The following is a 14,851-nucleotide window of genomic DNA, read 5'->3' as shown; positions in this document are numbered from 1 at the left end:
TGCTGAATGTATTAATGGTAAAATTAAGCGCTTTATCATGATCAATCAGGGCACTAGGGATCGGGAGTTCTTTTACTTTAGGCTAAGGAACTATTTCTCTTAGCACCTCAAAATAATATTTAGCCCTTTTCTCCAACTTATTTGATGTTGCAAGTGCCGTTAGGCATTGTGGACATAGGCAGCCATCATAATTTATCTTGATGTATTCCAGCTGATTTTCAGACAGTACAACATCCATGCACCAACACCTATTACCGGTTTGGCTATGGCATTCGAACACAGCGCCGCACGCCGGGCATTTTCTGAATTTTACCGTACCCATCACCTTTGTTGCGTTAGGGTAATGCTCACCCTATCCATCTTTCCACCCATGGGTGGATTAAGTTTCGAAACCTTAACGGTAGCCCTTTCGAGCAGGTCTAACTCGGCAAAAAGAGCATCGAGGATGCGCTTGCCAACGTGCTCGAGCAGATGGGAGGGGGTAGCCATCTGCTTCTTCACCAGGTTATATGCCTGCTGATAGTTTAGCGCATCATGTATTTGGTCGGTTTCGGAGGCTACCATCGATGAGGTTTCGAGCCTAAGGTTTACCATGAATTGGTTGCCCACCACCTGCTCCTCGCGGTAGCATCCATGGTAGCCACGAAACTCCATATTCTCGAGTTCAATAATGTTCATCTGCTTACGTTTTGGGTTTACGCCACAAAATAACTCAAATTATTTCAACTTATCATTTCAAGCGAATCGTATTATTCAGCTAATCGTCAACAATTAAAACGTTGGCAAACTATATCGCCAAAAAAAAGCGTTGCGAATCAAATTATTATAGGCAATTTTCTAATTTTGCCATTCTGAATAAACCGCAATGCAAATGGAAACAGAAAAAGTGAATGTGAATGAGGCCGGCGAGAAAGCTCGCAACTTTTTGGAAGAGATTATCGAGAAGGACGTAAAATCGGGCAAGCATGACGGTAGGGTGCTTACTAGGTTCCCCCCAGAGCCCAATGGGTACTTGCATATTGGCCATGCTAAGTCAATCTGCCTAAACTTTGGGCTGGCTCAAAAGTTTGGCGGCAAAACCAACCTGCGGTTCGATGATACAAATCCCACCAAGGAGGATGTGGAGTATGTCGATTCCATAAAGGAGGATATTAAATGGCTGGGATTTAAGTGGGCCGACGAGTTTTATGCGTCCGACTACTTTGAGCAGCTATACCTGTGGGCGCAGGAGCTAATCAGGAAGGATCTGGCTTACGTTGACGATCAGCCACAGGATCAGATGCGTGTAAATAGGGGAACAGTAACCCAACCCGGTAAGGATAGCCCATTCCGGACTCGTTCCGTTGAGGAAAACCTCGATCTGTTTGCGCGTATGCGTGCAGGCGAATTCCCCGATGGCAGCAGGGTACTAAGGGCCAAGATAGATATGGCGCACCCCAACATGCTCATGCGCGACCCCATTCTTTACCGAATAATCCACGCCCACCATCACCGTACAGGCGATAAGTGGTGCATTTACCCAATGTACGATTATGCCCACGGGCAAAGCGATTCGCTTGAGAAGATAACCCACTCCATTTGCACCCTCGAGTTCGATGTGCACCGTCCGCTGTACGATTGGTTTATTGAGAAGCTGGAGATTTTTCAATCGAAACAGTACGAGTTTGCGCGCCTGAACCTTACCTACACAGTGATGAGCAAGCGCAAGTTGCTACAGCTGGTGCAGGAGGGTTTTGTAAGCGGTTGGGACGATCCGCGTATGCCCACCATTTGCGGCCTGCGCCGCCGGGGTTACACACCCGAATCTATCCGCACGTTTGCCGATAGGGTAGGGGTGGCCAAGCGCGATAATGTGATAGACCTGTCGCTACTCGAGTTTTGCATTCGCGAGGATTTGAATAAGCGTGCTGAGCGCCGAATGGCGGTGCTCAATCCAATAAAGGTGGTTATCACTAACTATCCAGAAGATAAGGTTGAGGAGATTCACGCTGTAAACAATCCTGAGGACGATGCCGCGGGCAAGAGGGCAATACCTTTTAGTCGTGAGATTTACATTGAGCGCGATGATTTTATGGAGGATCCTCCCAAAAAGTTTTTCCGACTCAAGCCCGATGGCGAGGTCCGTTTACGGTATGCTTATCTCATAAAATGTAACGAGGTAATTAAGGATGATAACGGTGAGGTGGTAGAGCTGCGTTGCACATACGATCCTGAGTCGGCAGGCGGAACATCATCCGATGGTCGCAAGGTGAAAGGGGTTATCCATTGGCTATCGGCCAAGCACGCCGTACCGGCAGAGGTTCGCCTTTTCGACCGCCTGTTCCAGAACGAGGATCCCGACGATGTGCCCGAGGGCACCGACTGGAAAACTGGTCTTAACCCCGAATCGCTTAAGGTTGCTAAAGGGTTTGTGGAACCTGTATTGCAAAATGTAGAGCCATTGGATCGATTCCAGTTTGAGCGCTTGGGCTACTTCAGCGTCGATTACGATAGCAAACCTGGAAACCTTGTATTTAACAGAACTTCCACGCTTAAAGATACCTGGGCCAAGATTTCGGGTAAGTAGGCTGGGGGATGCTAATAGAAACGGGCACAGTAGAAATATCTGTTGTGCCCGTTTTTTTATGAGTATAAAATCGACATATTACTACTGATTACTTGCAGTGAAGTGGACTAGTGGTGTGTTGATTAACCTCTTAAGCCTATCGAGGTGAAATTCGTTGAACTGAACCGTAATCATATTGGGACCGGCATAGTACCTCAGCAGTACCTTATCAGCAGCATTTATCTTTTCAATTATTTCCGCGTCAATTTTATAGCTTAGCCTACTAACCTTCTGAGTGTAGCTATTAAGATGATGTAAGTTAACAGATTGATCGTTCTTTATGGCTGTAGACATATCCTCGGCCAGCTCATCAATTCTAGTAATTGTTTCGTGCTCCGAACCATCAACACCTATTGGAAAGGCCATTCCGTCTACAATGAGGTAGACCTCTTGACCAACAGGAAACCCATAGCCTTTTAGGTAAACTACATCATACACATAATAGATTTGAGGTTCGTTTAATCCAGCTTGCCTAACAATAGTTTGGGTTATCTTATTTAGTGGAGAATTCCTCTCTTTTGCCAAATAGTGATAGAAATTTGCTCTGGCCACAACTGCCGATCGAACATCATCATGTTCCACCGTAATCTCATTCTGCTCCATTATGGCTTTAGATATCAGGATTGCTCCAAAGGGCATACAGGAATGCATTGATAGAATGATCAAACAGCCTATTGCAAGGTTATGTATACTCTTTTTCATGGTGGGTTGATTTAATTGATTTAGGAGAAAGGTATTCCTAATCCTAATCATTTTCAATTACTATATAACCAACCATACCTTTGGATATATCAACGGGTATTTTACGCCCATTTAGCTGTATTGTGGAGGTGGGATGTTATGGGTTGAAGAATCAATACGCATATAGTCAAAAATTGGCCCGCTAAATGCAGATTAGCTTGAGGGGTAAGGTGCTGGGCAGACGCAACCACCCTCTTGCTAGGCGGCTAAAGCCCAAGCATCCAAACCGATTCGGTGGATTTTTGCTGACGCAACCGAGCCAGCTCACGTAGGGCGCGATTTCGGTCGGTGAACTTGCTAATGGACACCCTGAATCGACCATCGGACTGAAGGATTTCGGGGTTATACCCTTGCTTGGCTAGCGAGTTGAAAAGTACCTGCGCGTTGTCGATTTGCTCGAAACTTCCTGCAATGATGTAGTAGGTTTTGTCGTCGGGCTCCTCGTAGTATAGCGCTCGCTTCTTGTCGGTAATAACCGCTACCTTTTCCTCCACCTTTTGGGGTGTTGGTTCAAGGTTGTCGCTGAAAGCGCTTAAGGTGTCGGTTGTATCAGCTTGGGTGAACGTAGGCGCTTCCTCTTGGCTAACAAGTTCAATTTTGTGAACAGGAAACTCTGCATAGGCCACTTCCCGATCGTTCCAAAACCTTAGCTCGGGCACAAATATCATTAACCCACCAACAACCATAAGTATAGCTATGGCCGCTGCGGCCAGCATAATGGGTATTCCAACGGACGAAAATTGGCTGGCCTGTTTGGCATGTGCTGGTTGGCTCGGCTGAGGCTTAACAGGTTCCGTAGTAGTTGGTTTTACTGGTTTGGATGTAACTGCTTCTGTAACCTTTACGGGTTCAAGGCCAAAAGTGTCCGATGATCGGTGTAGGTCATCAGCAGGAGTAAAAATAATGCTGCCTGTAGATGACTTACTTAATGAGCCAATGTAATCGAAAGTTACGCTGGTTCCAGCGTTAATGCTATTTTTAATATTCTCGACAAAACCTTTTACCCGCTCAGTGGCTTCGGTGGAGGTGAGGCCATGCTTATCGCATAGATACCTTTCGAGGAGCCCATCGTTGAAGGTGCGAGACGGATCGAACGATACGCTTTGGTGAGGAGGCAAAAGGCTTGCGCCGTCGGGCGAATGCTTAGCGGGTTCGTACCTTTGCACAAAGCTACCCAAGCCGGGTAGGCTAACAAAATCGTTGCTGGCTAGCAATTCTTTTATAGTAGAGTAGAGTTCCAAGTTGCTATGGGTTTAGTGCTCAACAAAAATAGGTAAAAAATAATGTGAAATCAACTTGTACACTTTTTTCATACACCTTCAGCTGGGCATAGTCTTTTACAGGGGCTTAATTATCTTTTCTAACCATCCCAAAACCCTGTTCTGCTCCTTTGGGCTACATAGATCTAGGCTTTGCACGCAGATATACTTAATGCTGGGGTTTTGTTCGCAGAGCTTAATTTTATGCTCAATATACCCATTGTACCTGTTGTGTGGCTGCATATAGATTAGGTTGGGCTTGGCTATATTACTGTTGCCTCCAATAAGCTGCAGGTGGTTCGATAGGGCAATAAATGTGAATTGTGAGGGGTTTCGAAATCGGTACGCTAAATTCTTTCTGAGGATTTGTAGGTTTTTGGCAAAGAAATCGGCTACCACCTGTTTGCCCACCGTATGGGGAGTATGACTATGGGTAAAGTAGCGCCACTTGTAACCTGCTAGTCTTGCTGAGTTCCATTGCCCCATATGAAATGATGCACGGGGTTGGTAGTTCTTCTGCCCTCTAATGTTTTTGTTGATAGTTGTTAGTAGCTTATTCCAAAGCATTCGGTGTAGGGGTATCCCAGCCCAATGGCCACGGATAACGGGTCGGTCGCCAACAAACCAATCGCTGGGGTTTATGCTGCGCACAAGGAACGTGTCGTCGTTAAAGTAAACAAAGTTATTGGCTAGATCCTTAATTCTCCATATCATATTACCAATGGTGATGCTGTTGAAGGTAGGGAGGAACTCCTCGAAACCTTCAAATATCTCGGTGTGGTCAACAATTCGAATTGACGAGAGCCTTTCGGGGTAGTATCGTTTTACATCATCGTAGATTTGTGGATCCACTTTATCTGTAACAATGAAGATATTGCGCACAAATGGCGCAAATTTTATGATGGATAGCACGCAGTACTTGATCTCGTTTACCGAAGCAAAACGAGTTGGATCGGCACTGCTATTGGCTATAGGTGTGGTGTCGGTTAGGTATTTCTGTCGCTTTGCGGCTAGAGCAAGGTTTTCCCCATCAACCCAAGCAACAACAGCATCTATGGGCTGACTACTACTGCAGTTGGATTGGGTTTTCATAGTATTTCCTATTTTACTTTTGGGTCTATTCTCAAGCTTACCTATACGCTGGTTTTGATTCCGAAATCTACTAGAATTATTCTTTTTGAGCAAAAAGGATGAGCTTTAAAAAACACTACATAGTACTACCTTGATTCTTGTAAAAGGAAAGTACCTAGGCCATTCCTGCTTCTTTTTCGTCTTCGTTCACATCATTCTGGTCGAACAGATTAAAGTAATCTAGCCCGCGTTGGCTTAGCGACATACCGCGTCCACGCGCTTTTTTCTCCAGAAACTCCTCGAATGATTTTACGGCGTAGTGGTTAATCCTAATCTTATCGTGTAAGGGTTCGCGTTGGAAAAAGTACTTACGCACCTTATGCCCGTTGGTATCAGCAGCATGTCCCGACAACAGTGTGGGGTGATGCGATGACAGGAAGTTGAGTGCGAGCCTTGGGTTTACAATACTTTTGATGTGTCGGTTCAATTGGCTGTTGGGGTAGGAGTGGGTACGGAATCGATCCATTACTCCACCCAGCATGCGGGTTTTGGCCCCTCCACTACCATAGCAAAGCCAGTTAATTTCTACTGCAGCGAAACCCTCAAAGGGTTTTAAAAACTCAGGAATCGATTTGGTTTTAATGGGGACAATAAACTCGTCCAAATCAATAAATGCAATCCAGCGGGCATCGTATCGGTATTGCTTAAGGCAATGGTTGTATGCTGTGGTTTGTTTTCTCTTTCCTGTAATAAAATGGTACTCAACTATACCCGAATCAATGTATGGCTGCAAAACCTCTATGGTATTATCGGTCGATTCGTTGTTGTATATGTAAAACTTTTCCACGCCGTGTGCCAAATGCCACTCAATCCACTCCTTAAAATATGCCCCCTCATTCTTAGCAATGGCGCATACCGTTAGGTAGTTGCAGGGTTGTAGATTGCGCATTTCCCTGTTCCTAACAGCTACTCTGAGGGCACGTAGCAAGCCAAACTCAACAATCCCACGAATACGCCTACGCCTTACCTTATTAAGGAAAAAGACAGATATGATGTTGGCAAAAAATATTCTAACGAATTTCATAACGCTAATCGTTACTATCTATTGGTTCAGCAATGCGATTAATTATTGTTTCTGCAAGGCATGACCAGTCGAACACCTCAATCTTCATACGGCCATTTTTGGCAAGTGCCTGTCTAAAAGGTTCATCTTTTATTAACAGTTCAATGGCGGCAGCAATTTTTCTTGAACTTTGAGTTATTATAATACCTGTTTGGTTATCTAGTAAGAAGTTTTTGGTACCAGCTATGGTCCCAATTACTGGGGTTCCACAGGCCATTGCTTCGGCAGCCGTATTGCTCCATCCTGCGCTGCATTCAGCCGAGACAAAAACATGGGCTTTATGGTAAAGATCCTGATTTTTTTCAACCGGATGATTCTGAATAAATTTAAAGGGGATATTCAGCTTCAAGTTACCATTCTTTTTTTTCATCTTTTCGCTCACAGGCGTATCAAACAAGAGGAGTTCAATGTTGTACCCTTTTTTCACAAGTCTTTTACAGGCGTTAATTACATATTTTGTTCCCTTAACCTTTCTCGCTAATCGTCCATAGGCCATTACAACAAAAGGCTCTGAAGAGTTACGTTCAAAATGTGGTTTTGGATTGTGCGTAGATAGGTTTATGCCTCCAAATGCAGGGAATGCTTTTACCTTATATTTTTTCTGGGCTAACTCTAGCAGATTAGTTGAATTGGCAAAGATTTCAATTGAAGGATGTTTTCGAAAAATCGTTAATCTCTCCTTTGGGTGAATAAAATAAAAAATTTTACGCTTGGCCTTTGCCGTTAAAGCTAGCTGCAGATATTCTGGTTCGGTAAAGAAAAGTGCATCAAGTGTTTCGTCTCCTAGCGATTCAAAGGTTTTAACCTCACCCCTGTAGTCGAACCAGGTTGGGGCTAGCCCCTCGGGTGTGTAGATTATAGGTGTATGACCAGCTTTCTCGAATAAGTTACCCAACTCCAGAAAGCGTCTTACTCCTCCATAAAGTTTGGTGTGGGGTAAAATGGTACCAATGCGCATCGTACTAAAATATTACCTAAAAATTACTGATTTGTATAAAAGAGCAAGCAATTTCCCTGTTGCTTAAATTAAATGTTTTTGGTTTACCTATTGCTACCCAGCATTATTCTGATATAAACCACATTTAAGAGCTTAAAAATAGCAAAATAATCTCCATTAAGCGAAATTATTTCGGGCGGAGGGGGTATGGTGCTGTTGGTATGGCTCAGGATGAATTGGCCTTGAGCAGGATTCACGCCCCCCTGAAAGGTGAATGGGTATAGCCTAAAACATTAAAAACCTAAAAAACCTTAATACCCTATAATGCTCAAGCATAAACAGCTTGTAAAAAAGCACCTGCCTTAAGCTCCAACGTTTTTTTATTTCGATGAATTCAGGAGTGTTCTTGTACTTGAGTAAAACTTCCCGAGCTAATAATATAAGACTCTTTTGATTAGAACGTATGGTGTTGCGAATTAAGAACCGATATACCCCGTAAGACTCCTTGTGATACACCCACCACAGTAAGCGCTTATCGATATTTGGTGCCAACGCATATTTGTGGTAAACATACGGAATGGCAATGTCAAACATCTCCACTTGTACTGGTCTGTAGCCACCAAGCATAACGCTACTGCTGGAGTGCCTGTGGCACGCCACAATGTTATCTATTTGCACATAGTTGCTGATGTTTGCCACCACTTCGTACATGAATAGATTATCCTCCCTGCCTGAGCGTAAGCTATCGAGAAATCGGATGTTTTGTATGGCCGAACGCCGGTAAAGGCACTGCCATATGTAGCACCAGGTTTTGTACTTGCCACGGGCGTGTTGGTAGAAGTCGGTTAACGGATTCTCAAAAAGTTGCGTGTGGTTTGGCACTTGCTGCTTGGGGCGGTCGCTTAATGCGTAGTTTTCTGGAATGGTAATCATTCGCCCGCGCGACATGTCGGCATGGTAACTTTCTGCTGCGTTTAGTAAGTTGTGTAGGGTATCCTCAAGGATTAGGTCGTCATGATCCACGAAGTAAAGATACTCACCATTTGCCATATCCAGACCAGCATTGCGCGCAACGGAAACCCCTGCGTTGGTCTGATTTATCTTTACAAATCGCTTGTCGTTCTGGGTAAATCGGTCAATAATTGCTTCACTGTTATCGGTTGAGCCATCATTCACACAGATGCATTCAAAACCGGAAAAAGCCTGATTTTGTATCGATAGCAGGGTGTCGGAAAGGTATTGTTCGCAATTGTAAATGGGAACAATTACCGAAACTTTGGGTGTTATCACTTTTCAAACTCTGATTTGGTGGGGAACATGGATTGGATAAATTCGGAAGCCTGCCTAAACGATGATTCTTTATCGGAAAAATCGTTAATGGTAAACAGCGTAGGCTGATATTTTTTGATATTTCGGATTAGGTTCCATTGCTTATCAATGCAGTCATATTGAATATACCCCAAGATGGTTGCTGTAAACCACAAAAGGCTGTTGTATATTCGTTTGGGCAGGGAGTCCTCCTTGTGGTTGTATGTAATTCTTTGGGAGCCTACGCGCCAGTTAAGCACAATGGTGTTTCGTCCAAAGGTATTGTCGTATAGCGGCATGACAATGCGTTGCAAGTTATTCACATCGCGAAAAGGTGTGATGGTGGTTTCCAGTAGGTACTGTTCTAACGTGATAAAATTATTCGCCATATAACTTTTCCTAATGGGTTCAATGGCGTGCTTAAACGATAAGTTAAACTTTACCCCTAGCTGTTTGTATACAAATTTTATGGTGCGAGCAGTTTTAATGCTAAATAGCCTGCGGTTTACTGGCGATTTATCGTCTAAATTTGCAAAGCTTCTTGTGCGCTGCTTCATGATTACAATGGGGTCTCCTTTTTCATCGAAGAAGAAATCAGGCCTTACCTCTTTCCCCAAAAACATGTCATCGCATGCATACAAAAAATGCTCAGAGAGGTTAGGGATTTTCCATAAGAACATTTCTATGGCATTGCTATTGAAGAGGGGCAACTTATGGCTAGGGATAATCTCTTTATGATCAACTATGCTAACCTTTGGGTTGCTTGTATTTAGCCAATGGGGCTTATGGCCATCGGTTACTATAAAAATATGATTAATCCAGGGGGCGAATTTTTCAACACTGCGTAGGGAGTAAAGCAGCTCGTTGTGGTTTGCCCAACGGGTGCCACGCACCGACGATGCAGGAAGGTTACCCACATCCTTTGCAAGAGCTGCATTCTTTTTTGCCAACCACTGCTCATCGCTGCCATCAACCCATAGGTAAACCAAATCTATCTTCATTCTTAGCTAGTTTTTGTTCGCTTTTCACTTTAACTTGAGTTCCTAGTGTGTTTAGATTTGCTAATTCTGTATAAATTCCTCGTTAAACAAGTTGGCCATTTGGTTTACACATTGCTTTTTAAGGTTTTTATTAACAGTCGGGCCGGTTGGAGTATTGTTCACATCAATGATGTAAATCTTTTTATCGTCGTTGTCTCGTAGCACATCCAGCTCACCATAGTCGAGCCCTATGCGTTGGCAAAACTCTTTAATCAACCCCATCTCTTCACCCGAAAGTAATTCTTCAATGGTGTGTACCTCAGGTTCTTTTGAGTTGAGAATGTTCTTTGTGAAATTGGCAAATCGCGATGTTATGGGTTTAAACTTGAGGTAGCCAAAAATCATCTTGCCATTTATAACCGGTATTCTCATATCAACAACAAAATGCTCATCAAGTTCATTATTAATAACCTTCTGGTAAACAAACCCCTGTTCAGAAGTACGCGGCCCTTGCACAATTACGCCATCATGCGAGGCATTTACTTCATTCTTTTTTACCATGGGGCCAGCAATCGATTCAGGGTTAACTATGCTTGAGTAGCCAAACACCTCGCTGAACACTTTCTCCACATTGCTTTTGGAGATGTCTGTGCAGTTAAGGTTTACCACAAGTTCTTTCTCCGCAAAACTTTTAATGGCTTGGTCCGGATTTCGATAAGTAGTATCATGCCAGTAAATCACAAGGTTGTGCTTCTTTTGTGGGTTGTTGGTAACGTTACACTTAAGACTTACTAATATTTTTGATATTACTGCTTTACCACTGGGCAACTGTGGATATAGTAGCACCGTTTTAACCCTATTCCCTGTAAGGATTATATTTATACCCCATTTTAAAAAGAATAAAATATTTTTTGCAAGAATAGTTGTTGCTGATCTTTTACGCTTAAAATTATTTAGGATGTACATATTTTCTAGTTATATAAGTGTTTTAATGCAGGTTAGGTTATCGACATTATACTGTTATTGATCATTTAAGCCATTGCATTCTAACTTAAGAATACTATCCAACCACCCGAATAACTTATCTCTATCGCTAGGGCAGCATTGCTCAAGGCTTTGAGCGCACAGGAATTTAATCTGTTCGTTACGTTGGCATTGCGCAATTTTTTTGTCGATGTACCCTTTGCTCCGCTTTACGGGCTGCATATACACTAGGCTGGGTTTTGCAAATTGCCTATTACCCCGGTTGATCTGCAGGTGATTCGATAGCGAAACAAAATTAAACTGACTATGGTTGCGAAACTTATGCGAAATATTCTTTTTGAGCGAGCTTGGGTTTTGTGTAAAGTAATTGGCAACGGTTTCTCGTTCAACGGCGTGGGGAGTGTGGCTGCTTACAAAGTACCGCAGCGTATATCCAGCTAGCTGTGCGGCATGCCATTGCCCAATATGGAATGAGGGGCGTGGCTCAAAGTTGACTTTTCGCAGTACGTAACGCTGTACGAACCAAGTTGCCCAGTACCAACAAAGCCTGGGGATGGGTGCAATTCCCCATTTGCCCCTAAGCACAGGCTTACCATCTGTAAACCAGTCTTTGGGTTGCACTGGCCTAACCAAAAAGTTGTCGTCGTTAAAGTACACAAAGTGATTGGCTAACCCCTCAATTCGCCACATCATACTTTCGATGCTGCGGCTACTAAAGGTGGGGAGATACTCCTGGTAATCAGTAAAAATCTCGCGATGGTCAACAATTGATATTGAGCCTAACCGTTCGGGGAAAAGCTTTTCGACATCTTCAAAAATTGGTGGTTTTTGATTGTCGGTAATAATAAAGATTCTTCGCACAAAGGGAGCAAAGGTTAATATGCTTAGCACGCAGTACCTAATCTCGTTTACCGAAGCAAAACGGGTGAGGCTTGCCCCGGGTATCGTGCTACGAGGCCTGCCATTCAAGTAAGGCTTAAGCTTTTGAGTAAATGAAGAATCGCTGCCGTCAACCCAGGATATCACCACATCTATGGGGGTTGACTCAGCGGATCTCGCTATTGACATTACCGTTTTTCTTTCAAAAGTATTGCTTTTTTACATTTTTTCGCAACTTTGCCAATAATTAAATTGGCATTTATGACCTCGACAGAAAACGACAAGGTGGCTGCCGTATCGATGATGCGTAACGATAATTTTTTTGTTGCCAAATGGATTGAGTACTACGGACAGCAGCTGGGGGAAAAAAACCTATTCCTTATTCTCGATGGCCATGACCAGGAGCTACCTGCTAACTGTGATGAAGTTAATGTGATAAGACTGCCCCACCGGAAGCTTAAGCGAGCCAAGGGGGATAGGAATAGAGCTCGGCTTGTTTCGCACCTTGCCAAATCACTTTTTCATCGCTACCAGGTAGTTATTGCCCATGATATTGACGAGATTCTTGTGGTTGACCCTAAGCTAAATACAAATCTGATTGATTATCTCACTCGGCCCTGGGGTGGCTCATCAAAATCGGCATTGGGACTGGATGTGGGGCAGCATATCGATTTGGAGGGAGCAATAGATACATCCAAGCCATTCCTTACGCAACGGCACTTCGCGCATGTGTCGGCACGCTACACTAAACCCGTGGTGGCCCTTAAACCACTGCGCTGGGGGTCGGGATTCCATAGGGTAAAGGGCCGAAACTTTCGTATTGATAAGCATCTGTTTTTATTCCATTTTGGTATGCTCGACTACCAAAGATCAAAAGAAAAGATTGGCGATAACTCGCTGCATAAGGATGGTTGGACCGGGCACCTCGACCGCAGACTTAGGCTTTTTGAGCTGATTCGCAATGGCAAAGCTGTTGATGGCGACACTTTCTTCGCAAAGGCAAGGCTAAGGCAAAGCCTTTTTCGGCCAGTATACGCCATTAATAAACCCGGTATGCTTCGGGAGAACCCAATTGTAATGATTCCCGAACGCTTTAGGGGGGTGGTATAGCGTCTATACAATCATATTACATAGTCATCTTTAATAAGTAAGGTGTATGGCTTATCCTAGCTCAATCTCGCGGAGTAATGTTCACTTTTGGATATACTATTTAAGCCTAAGCCTTTTTGTTGTTTCTCTCTCCACCTCACGTTTTTTGCTTACGGTAAGCATTGTGCTTTTAGGGGTCAATTGGCTGGTAGAGGGAAATTTTAAGGATAAATACCATCGGTTTTGCAACCAAAAAGCAGCTGGTGCTTTTTTGCTGATGTTTGGGTTAAGCCTTTTGGGAATACTTTGGGCGCACGATCGGATGTTTGCCTTGCAGTCTTTGCATCATAAGCTGCCCACGCTTTTGCTTCCGCTAGTTTTACTAACATCGCCAGCACTATCTAAGAAGCAGATCGTAGGATTGCTTGTCCTCTTTACTTCATCGGTCGTTGTGGTGTCCTTTATTGGTTTGGGCATTCGGCTGGTTGATAACCCTGTGGACTTTCGTGAGGCATCGCCCTTTGTGCCAGCTACCAACTTTAGCATGCTGCTAATCGTTGCGGCCTTTCAGCTGCCACTTCTGGTTAGGCAAATATCATCGAAGCGTATACACCTATATCTTTCTTTAGCAGTTTCGGGCTGGCTCGTGTTCTTTATTGTATACCTCCGCTCGTTCACCGGTTTGGCATCGTTGGGGGGGGCGCTGGGTTATACCCTATTAATTATCCTTTTGTATCATAAAAATCGATGGCTTAAAGCTGCCTTTGCAGCTGGGCTTATTGGTGTTGTAGGATTTCTGGTGTGGTTGTTTCTTTTTATGTATAACCTCACGCATAGCCAGAACGATATAGATTTCAATAATCTTCCACGTGAAACAAGCTACGGCTCGGAGTATAAGCATGATGTTTCGAACCCCCTTCGCGAGAATGGGAATTTGGTATATGTTCTTATTGCCGATGAGGAGCTTAGAGATGCGTGGAATGTGTGCAGCACAGTCCCATTCGATAGTCTAACCCGAAGCAACGAATCCCTTAAGCATACGCTATATAGGTACATGGCGTCAATGGGTTTACCCAAAGACAAGGAGGGCCTTTCGAAGTTAAGTAAGGCTGATATTGTGGCTATTGAAGATGGTTACACCAATTACCTCTTCCTCGAGTGGCCAGGTTTGTACAATAGGGTATATCAACTAATGATGGGGATCTATATGTATACCTCAAGCAATGGAGCGAGTCCAAGCTGGAGCACTTTTACAGAGAGGTTTGCCCTTTGGGAAGCGTCGTTGGAGTCGATTAAAACCCGTCCAGTCTTTGGGTGGGGCACAGGGCATGTTGAGAGGGCGGTTGAGTATGGGCTAAATAAAAATGGGTCTGTTCTAGCCGGCAATAACCTCCGTTCGCATAACCAGTACCTTTCCTTAATGCTGCTATGGGGAGTTCTCGGTTTTACGGCATTCCTAGCAATCTATATATATATAGTTATGCGCTTTAGGGTGTGTAGGGCTTTCCCCTTCACTATTTTCCTAATAGTTTTTGCTATAAATGGTTTGGTTAACGACCCCATTGAGGGACAAATAGGCCAGAGCATGTTTATTTTCTTTACCCTCTTCTACTGCTACATTTACCCCAAGCTGGGCAGAGCCCAATCATTATTCAGTGCTTAACAAACGATTTAGAATAAACTGCCGCTCGTTTTGACAGTTTTTTACCTTATGAAAATTAAACAGCCTTTCAATTTTTGCAAATTTTTACCCCAAAATTTAAATGCACCTTTAAATTACGATAGTTAATCTTCAGATTTAGTATTATTTGTATCGGTATAATGACTTGCAACACCATATTGCAAACGTTTGAGGGTAAATACACCGCTGTTAAA

The 14,851-nt window shown here is 43.7% G+C and carries 14 protein-coding genes; 3 read left to right on the top strand and 11 right to left on the bottom strand.

Annotation, left to right across the window (positions count from 1 at the left end; translation table 11 throughout):
- Positions 1 to 82: 82 nt before the first annotated feature.
- On the bottom strand, positions 83 to 322 hold the full coding sequence (locus G8O23_RS17705; protein ID WP_166364183.1) for a cysteine-rich CWC family protein: 240 nt from the start codon (positions 320 to 322) through the stop codon (positions 83 to 85).
- Complete coding sequence (gene folB, locus G8O23_RS09600) at positions 322 to 678, bottom strand: dihydroneopterin aldolase (protein ID WP_166364181.1); 357 nt, start codon at positions 676 to 678, stop codon at positions 322 to 324. Before folB ends, G8O23_RS17705 begins: the two co-directional genes overlap by 1 nt.
- A gap of 193 nt (positions 679 to 871) precedes the next feature.
- Here folB and G8O23_RS09595 point away from each other — a divergent pair, with 193 nt between their 5' ends.
- Positions 872 to 2,566 carry a glutamine--tRNA ligase/YqeY domain fusion protein gene (locus tag G8O23_RS09595; protein ID WP_394351921.1) on the top strand — a complete coding sequence of 565 codons (1,695 nt, stop codon included), beginning with the start codon at positions 872 to 874 and terminating at the stop codon, positions 2,564 to 2,566.
- An 81-nt stretch (positions 2,567 to 2,647) separates the two neighbouring features.
- On the opposite strand, the gene G8O23_RS09590 is transcribed toward G8O23_RS09595, so the two are convergent.
- The 9 genes from G8O23_RS09590 to G8O23_RS09550 form a co-directional block, all read right to left on the bottom strand.
- Entirely contained in the window at positions 2,648 to 3,307 is a 660-nt protein-coding gene (locus G8O23_RS09590; RefSeq protein ID WP_166364177.1) for a hypothetical protein, read from the bottom strand.
- 245 nt (positions 3,308 to 3,552) lie between these two features.
- Positions 3,553 to 4,587 (bottom strand): HU domain-containing protein, encoded by a 1,035-nt coding sequence (locus G8O23_RS09585; protein WP_166364175.1) that lies wholly within the window; start codon positions 4,585 to 4,587, stop codon positions 3,553 to 3,555.
- 96 nt (positions 4,588 to 4,683) lie between these two features.
- The gene (locus G8O23_RS09580; RefSeq protein WP_166364173.1) at positions 4,684 to 5,697 is read right to left on the bottom strand and encodes a capsular biosynthesis protein; all 1,014 of its coding nucleotides are present in this window, start codon (positions 5,695 to 5,697) and stop codon (positions 4,684 to 4,686) included.
- Between the two features lie 154 nt (positions 5,698 to 5,851).
- The gene (locus tag G8O23_RS09575) at positions 5,852 to 6,760 is read right to left on the bottom strand and encodes a glycosyltransferase family 92 protein (RefSeq protein WP_166364171.1); all 909 of its coding nucleotides are present in this window, start codon (positions 6,758 to 6,760) and stop codon (positions 5,852 to 5,854) included.
- Between the two features lie 4 nt (positions 6,761 to 6,764).
- Positions 6,765 to 7,757 carry a glycosyltransferase family 4 protein gene (locus G8O23_RS09570; protein ID WP_166364169.1) on the bottom strand — a complete coding sequence of 331 codons (993 nt, stop codon included), beginning with the start codon at positions 7,755 to 7,757 and terminating at the stop codon, positions 6,765 to 6,767.
- Positions 7,758 to 8,021: 264 nt separating this feature from the next.
- A complete protein-coding gene (locus G8O23_RS09565) occupies positions 8,022 to 9,026 on the bottom strand; it encodes a glycosyltransferase family 2 protein (RefSeq protein WP_166364167.1) in 1,005 nt (334 codons plus the stop codon).
- Entirely contained in the window at positions 9,023 to 10,045 is a 1,023-nt protein-coding gene (locus G8O23_RS09560) for a stealth family protein (RefSeq protein ID WP_166364195.1), read from the bottom strand. The genes G8O23_RS09565 and G8O23_RS09560 overlap by 4 nt, the downstream gene beginning before the upstream one ends.
- Positions 10,046 to 10,105: 60 nt before the next feature.
- Positions 10,106 to 10,990 carry an ATP-grasp domain-containing protein gene (locus tag G8O23_RS09555; RefSeq protein ID WP_166364165.1) on the bottom strand — a complete coding sequence of 295 codons (885 nt, stop codon included), beginning with the start codon at positions 10,988 to 10,990 and terminating at the stop codon, positions 10,106 to 10,108.
- A gap of 54 nt (positions 10,991 to 11,044) precedes the next feature.
- Positions 11,045 to 12,076, bottom strand: coding sequence for a Stealth CR1 domain-containing protein (locus tag G8O23_RS09550; RefSeq protein ID WP_166364193.1), 1,032 nt, complete (start codon positions 12,074 to 12,076; stop codon positions 11,045 to 11,047).
- Positions 12,077 to 12,148: 72 nt separating this feature from the next.
- Here G8O23_RS09550 and G8O23_RS09545 point away from each other — a divergent pair, with 72 nt between their 5' ends.
- Positions 12,149 to 12,997 carry a glycosyltransferase family 2 protein gene (locus tag G8O23_RS09545; protein ID WP_166364163.1) on the top strand — a complete coding sequence of 283 codons (849 nt, stop codon included), beginning with the start codon at positions 12,149 to 12,151 and terminating at the stop codon, positions 12,995 to 12,997.
- Between the two features lie 46 nt (positions 12,998 to 13,043).
- Positions 13,044 to 14,639, top strand: a complete 1,596-nt coding sequence (locus G8O23_RS09540) for an O-antigen ligase family protein (RefSeq protein ID WP_166364161.1) — start codon at positions 13,044 to 13,046, stop codon at positions 14,637 to 14,639.
- Positions 14,640 to 14,851: the final 212 nt, after the last annotated feature.

The sequence above is a fragment of the Perlabentimonas gracilis genome, assembly GCF_011174675.1.
GTDB lineage: Bacteria > Bacteroidota > Bacteroidia > Bacteroidales > Tenuifilaceae > Perlabentimonas > Perlabentimonas gracilis.
The sequence above is the reverse complement of the archived record's forward strand: the minus strand, read 5'-3'. Positions and strand labels throughout refer to the sequence as shown.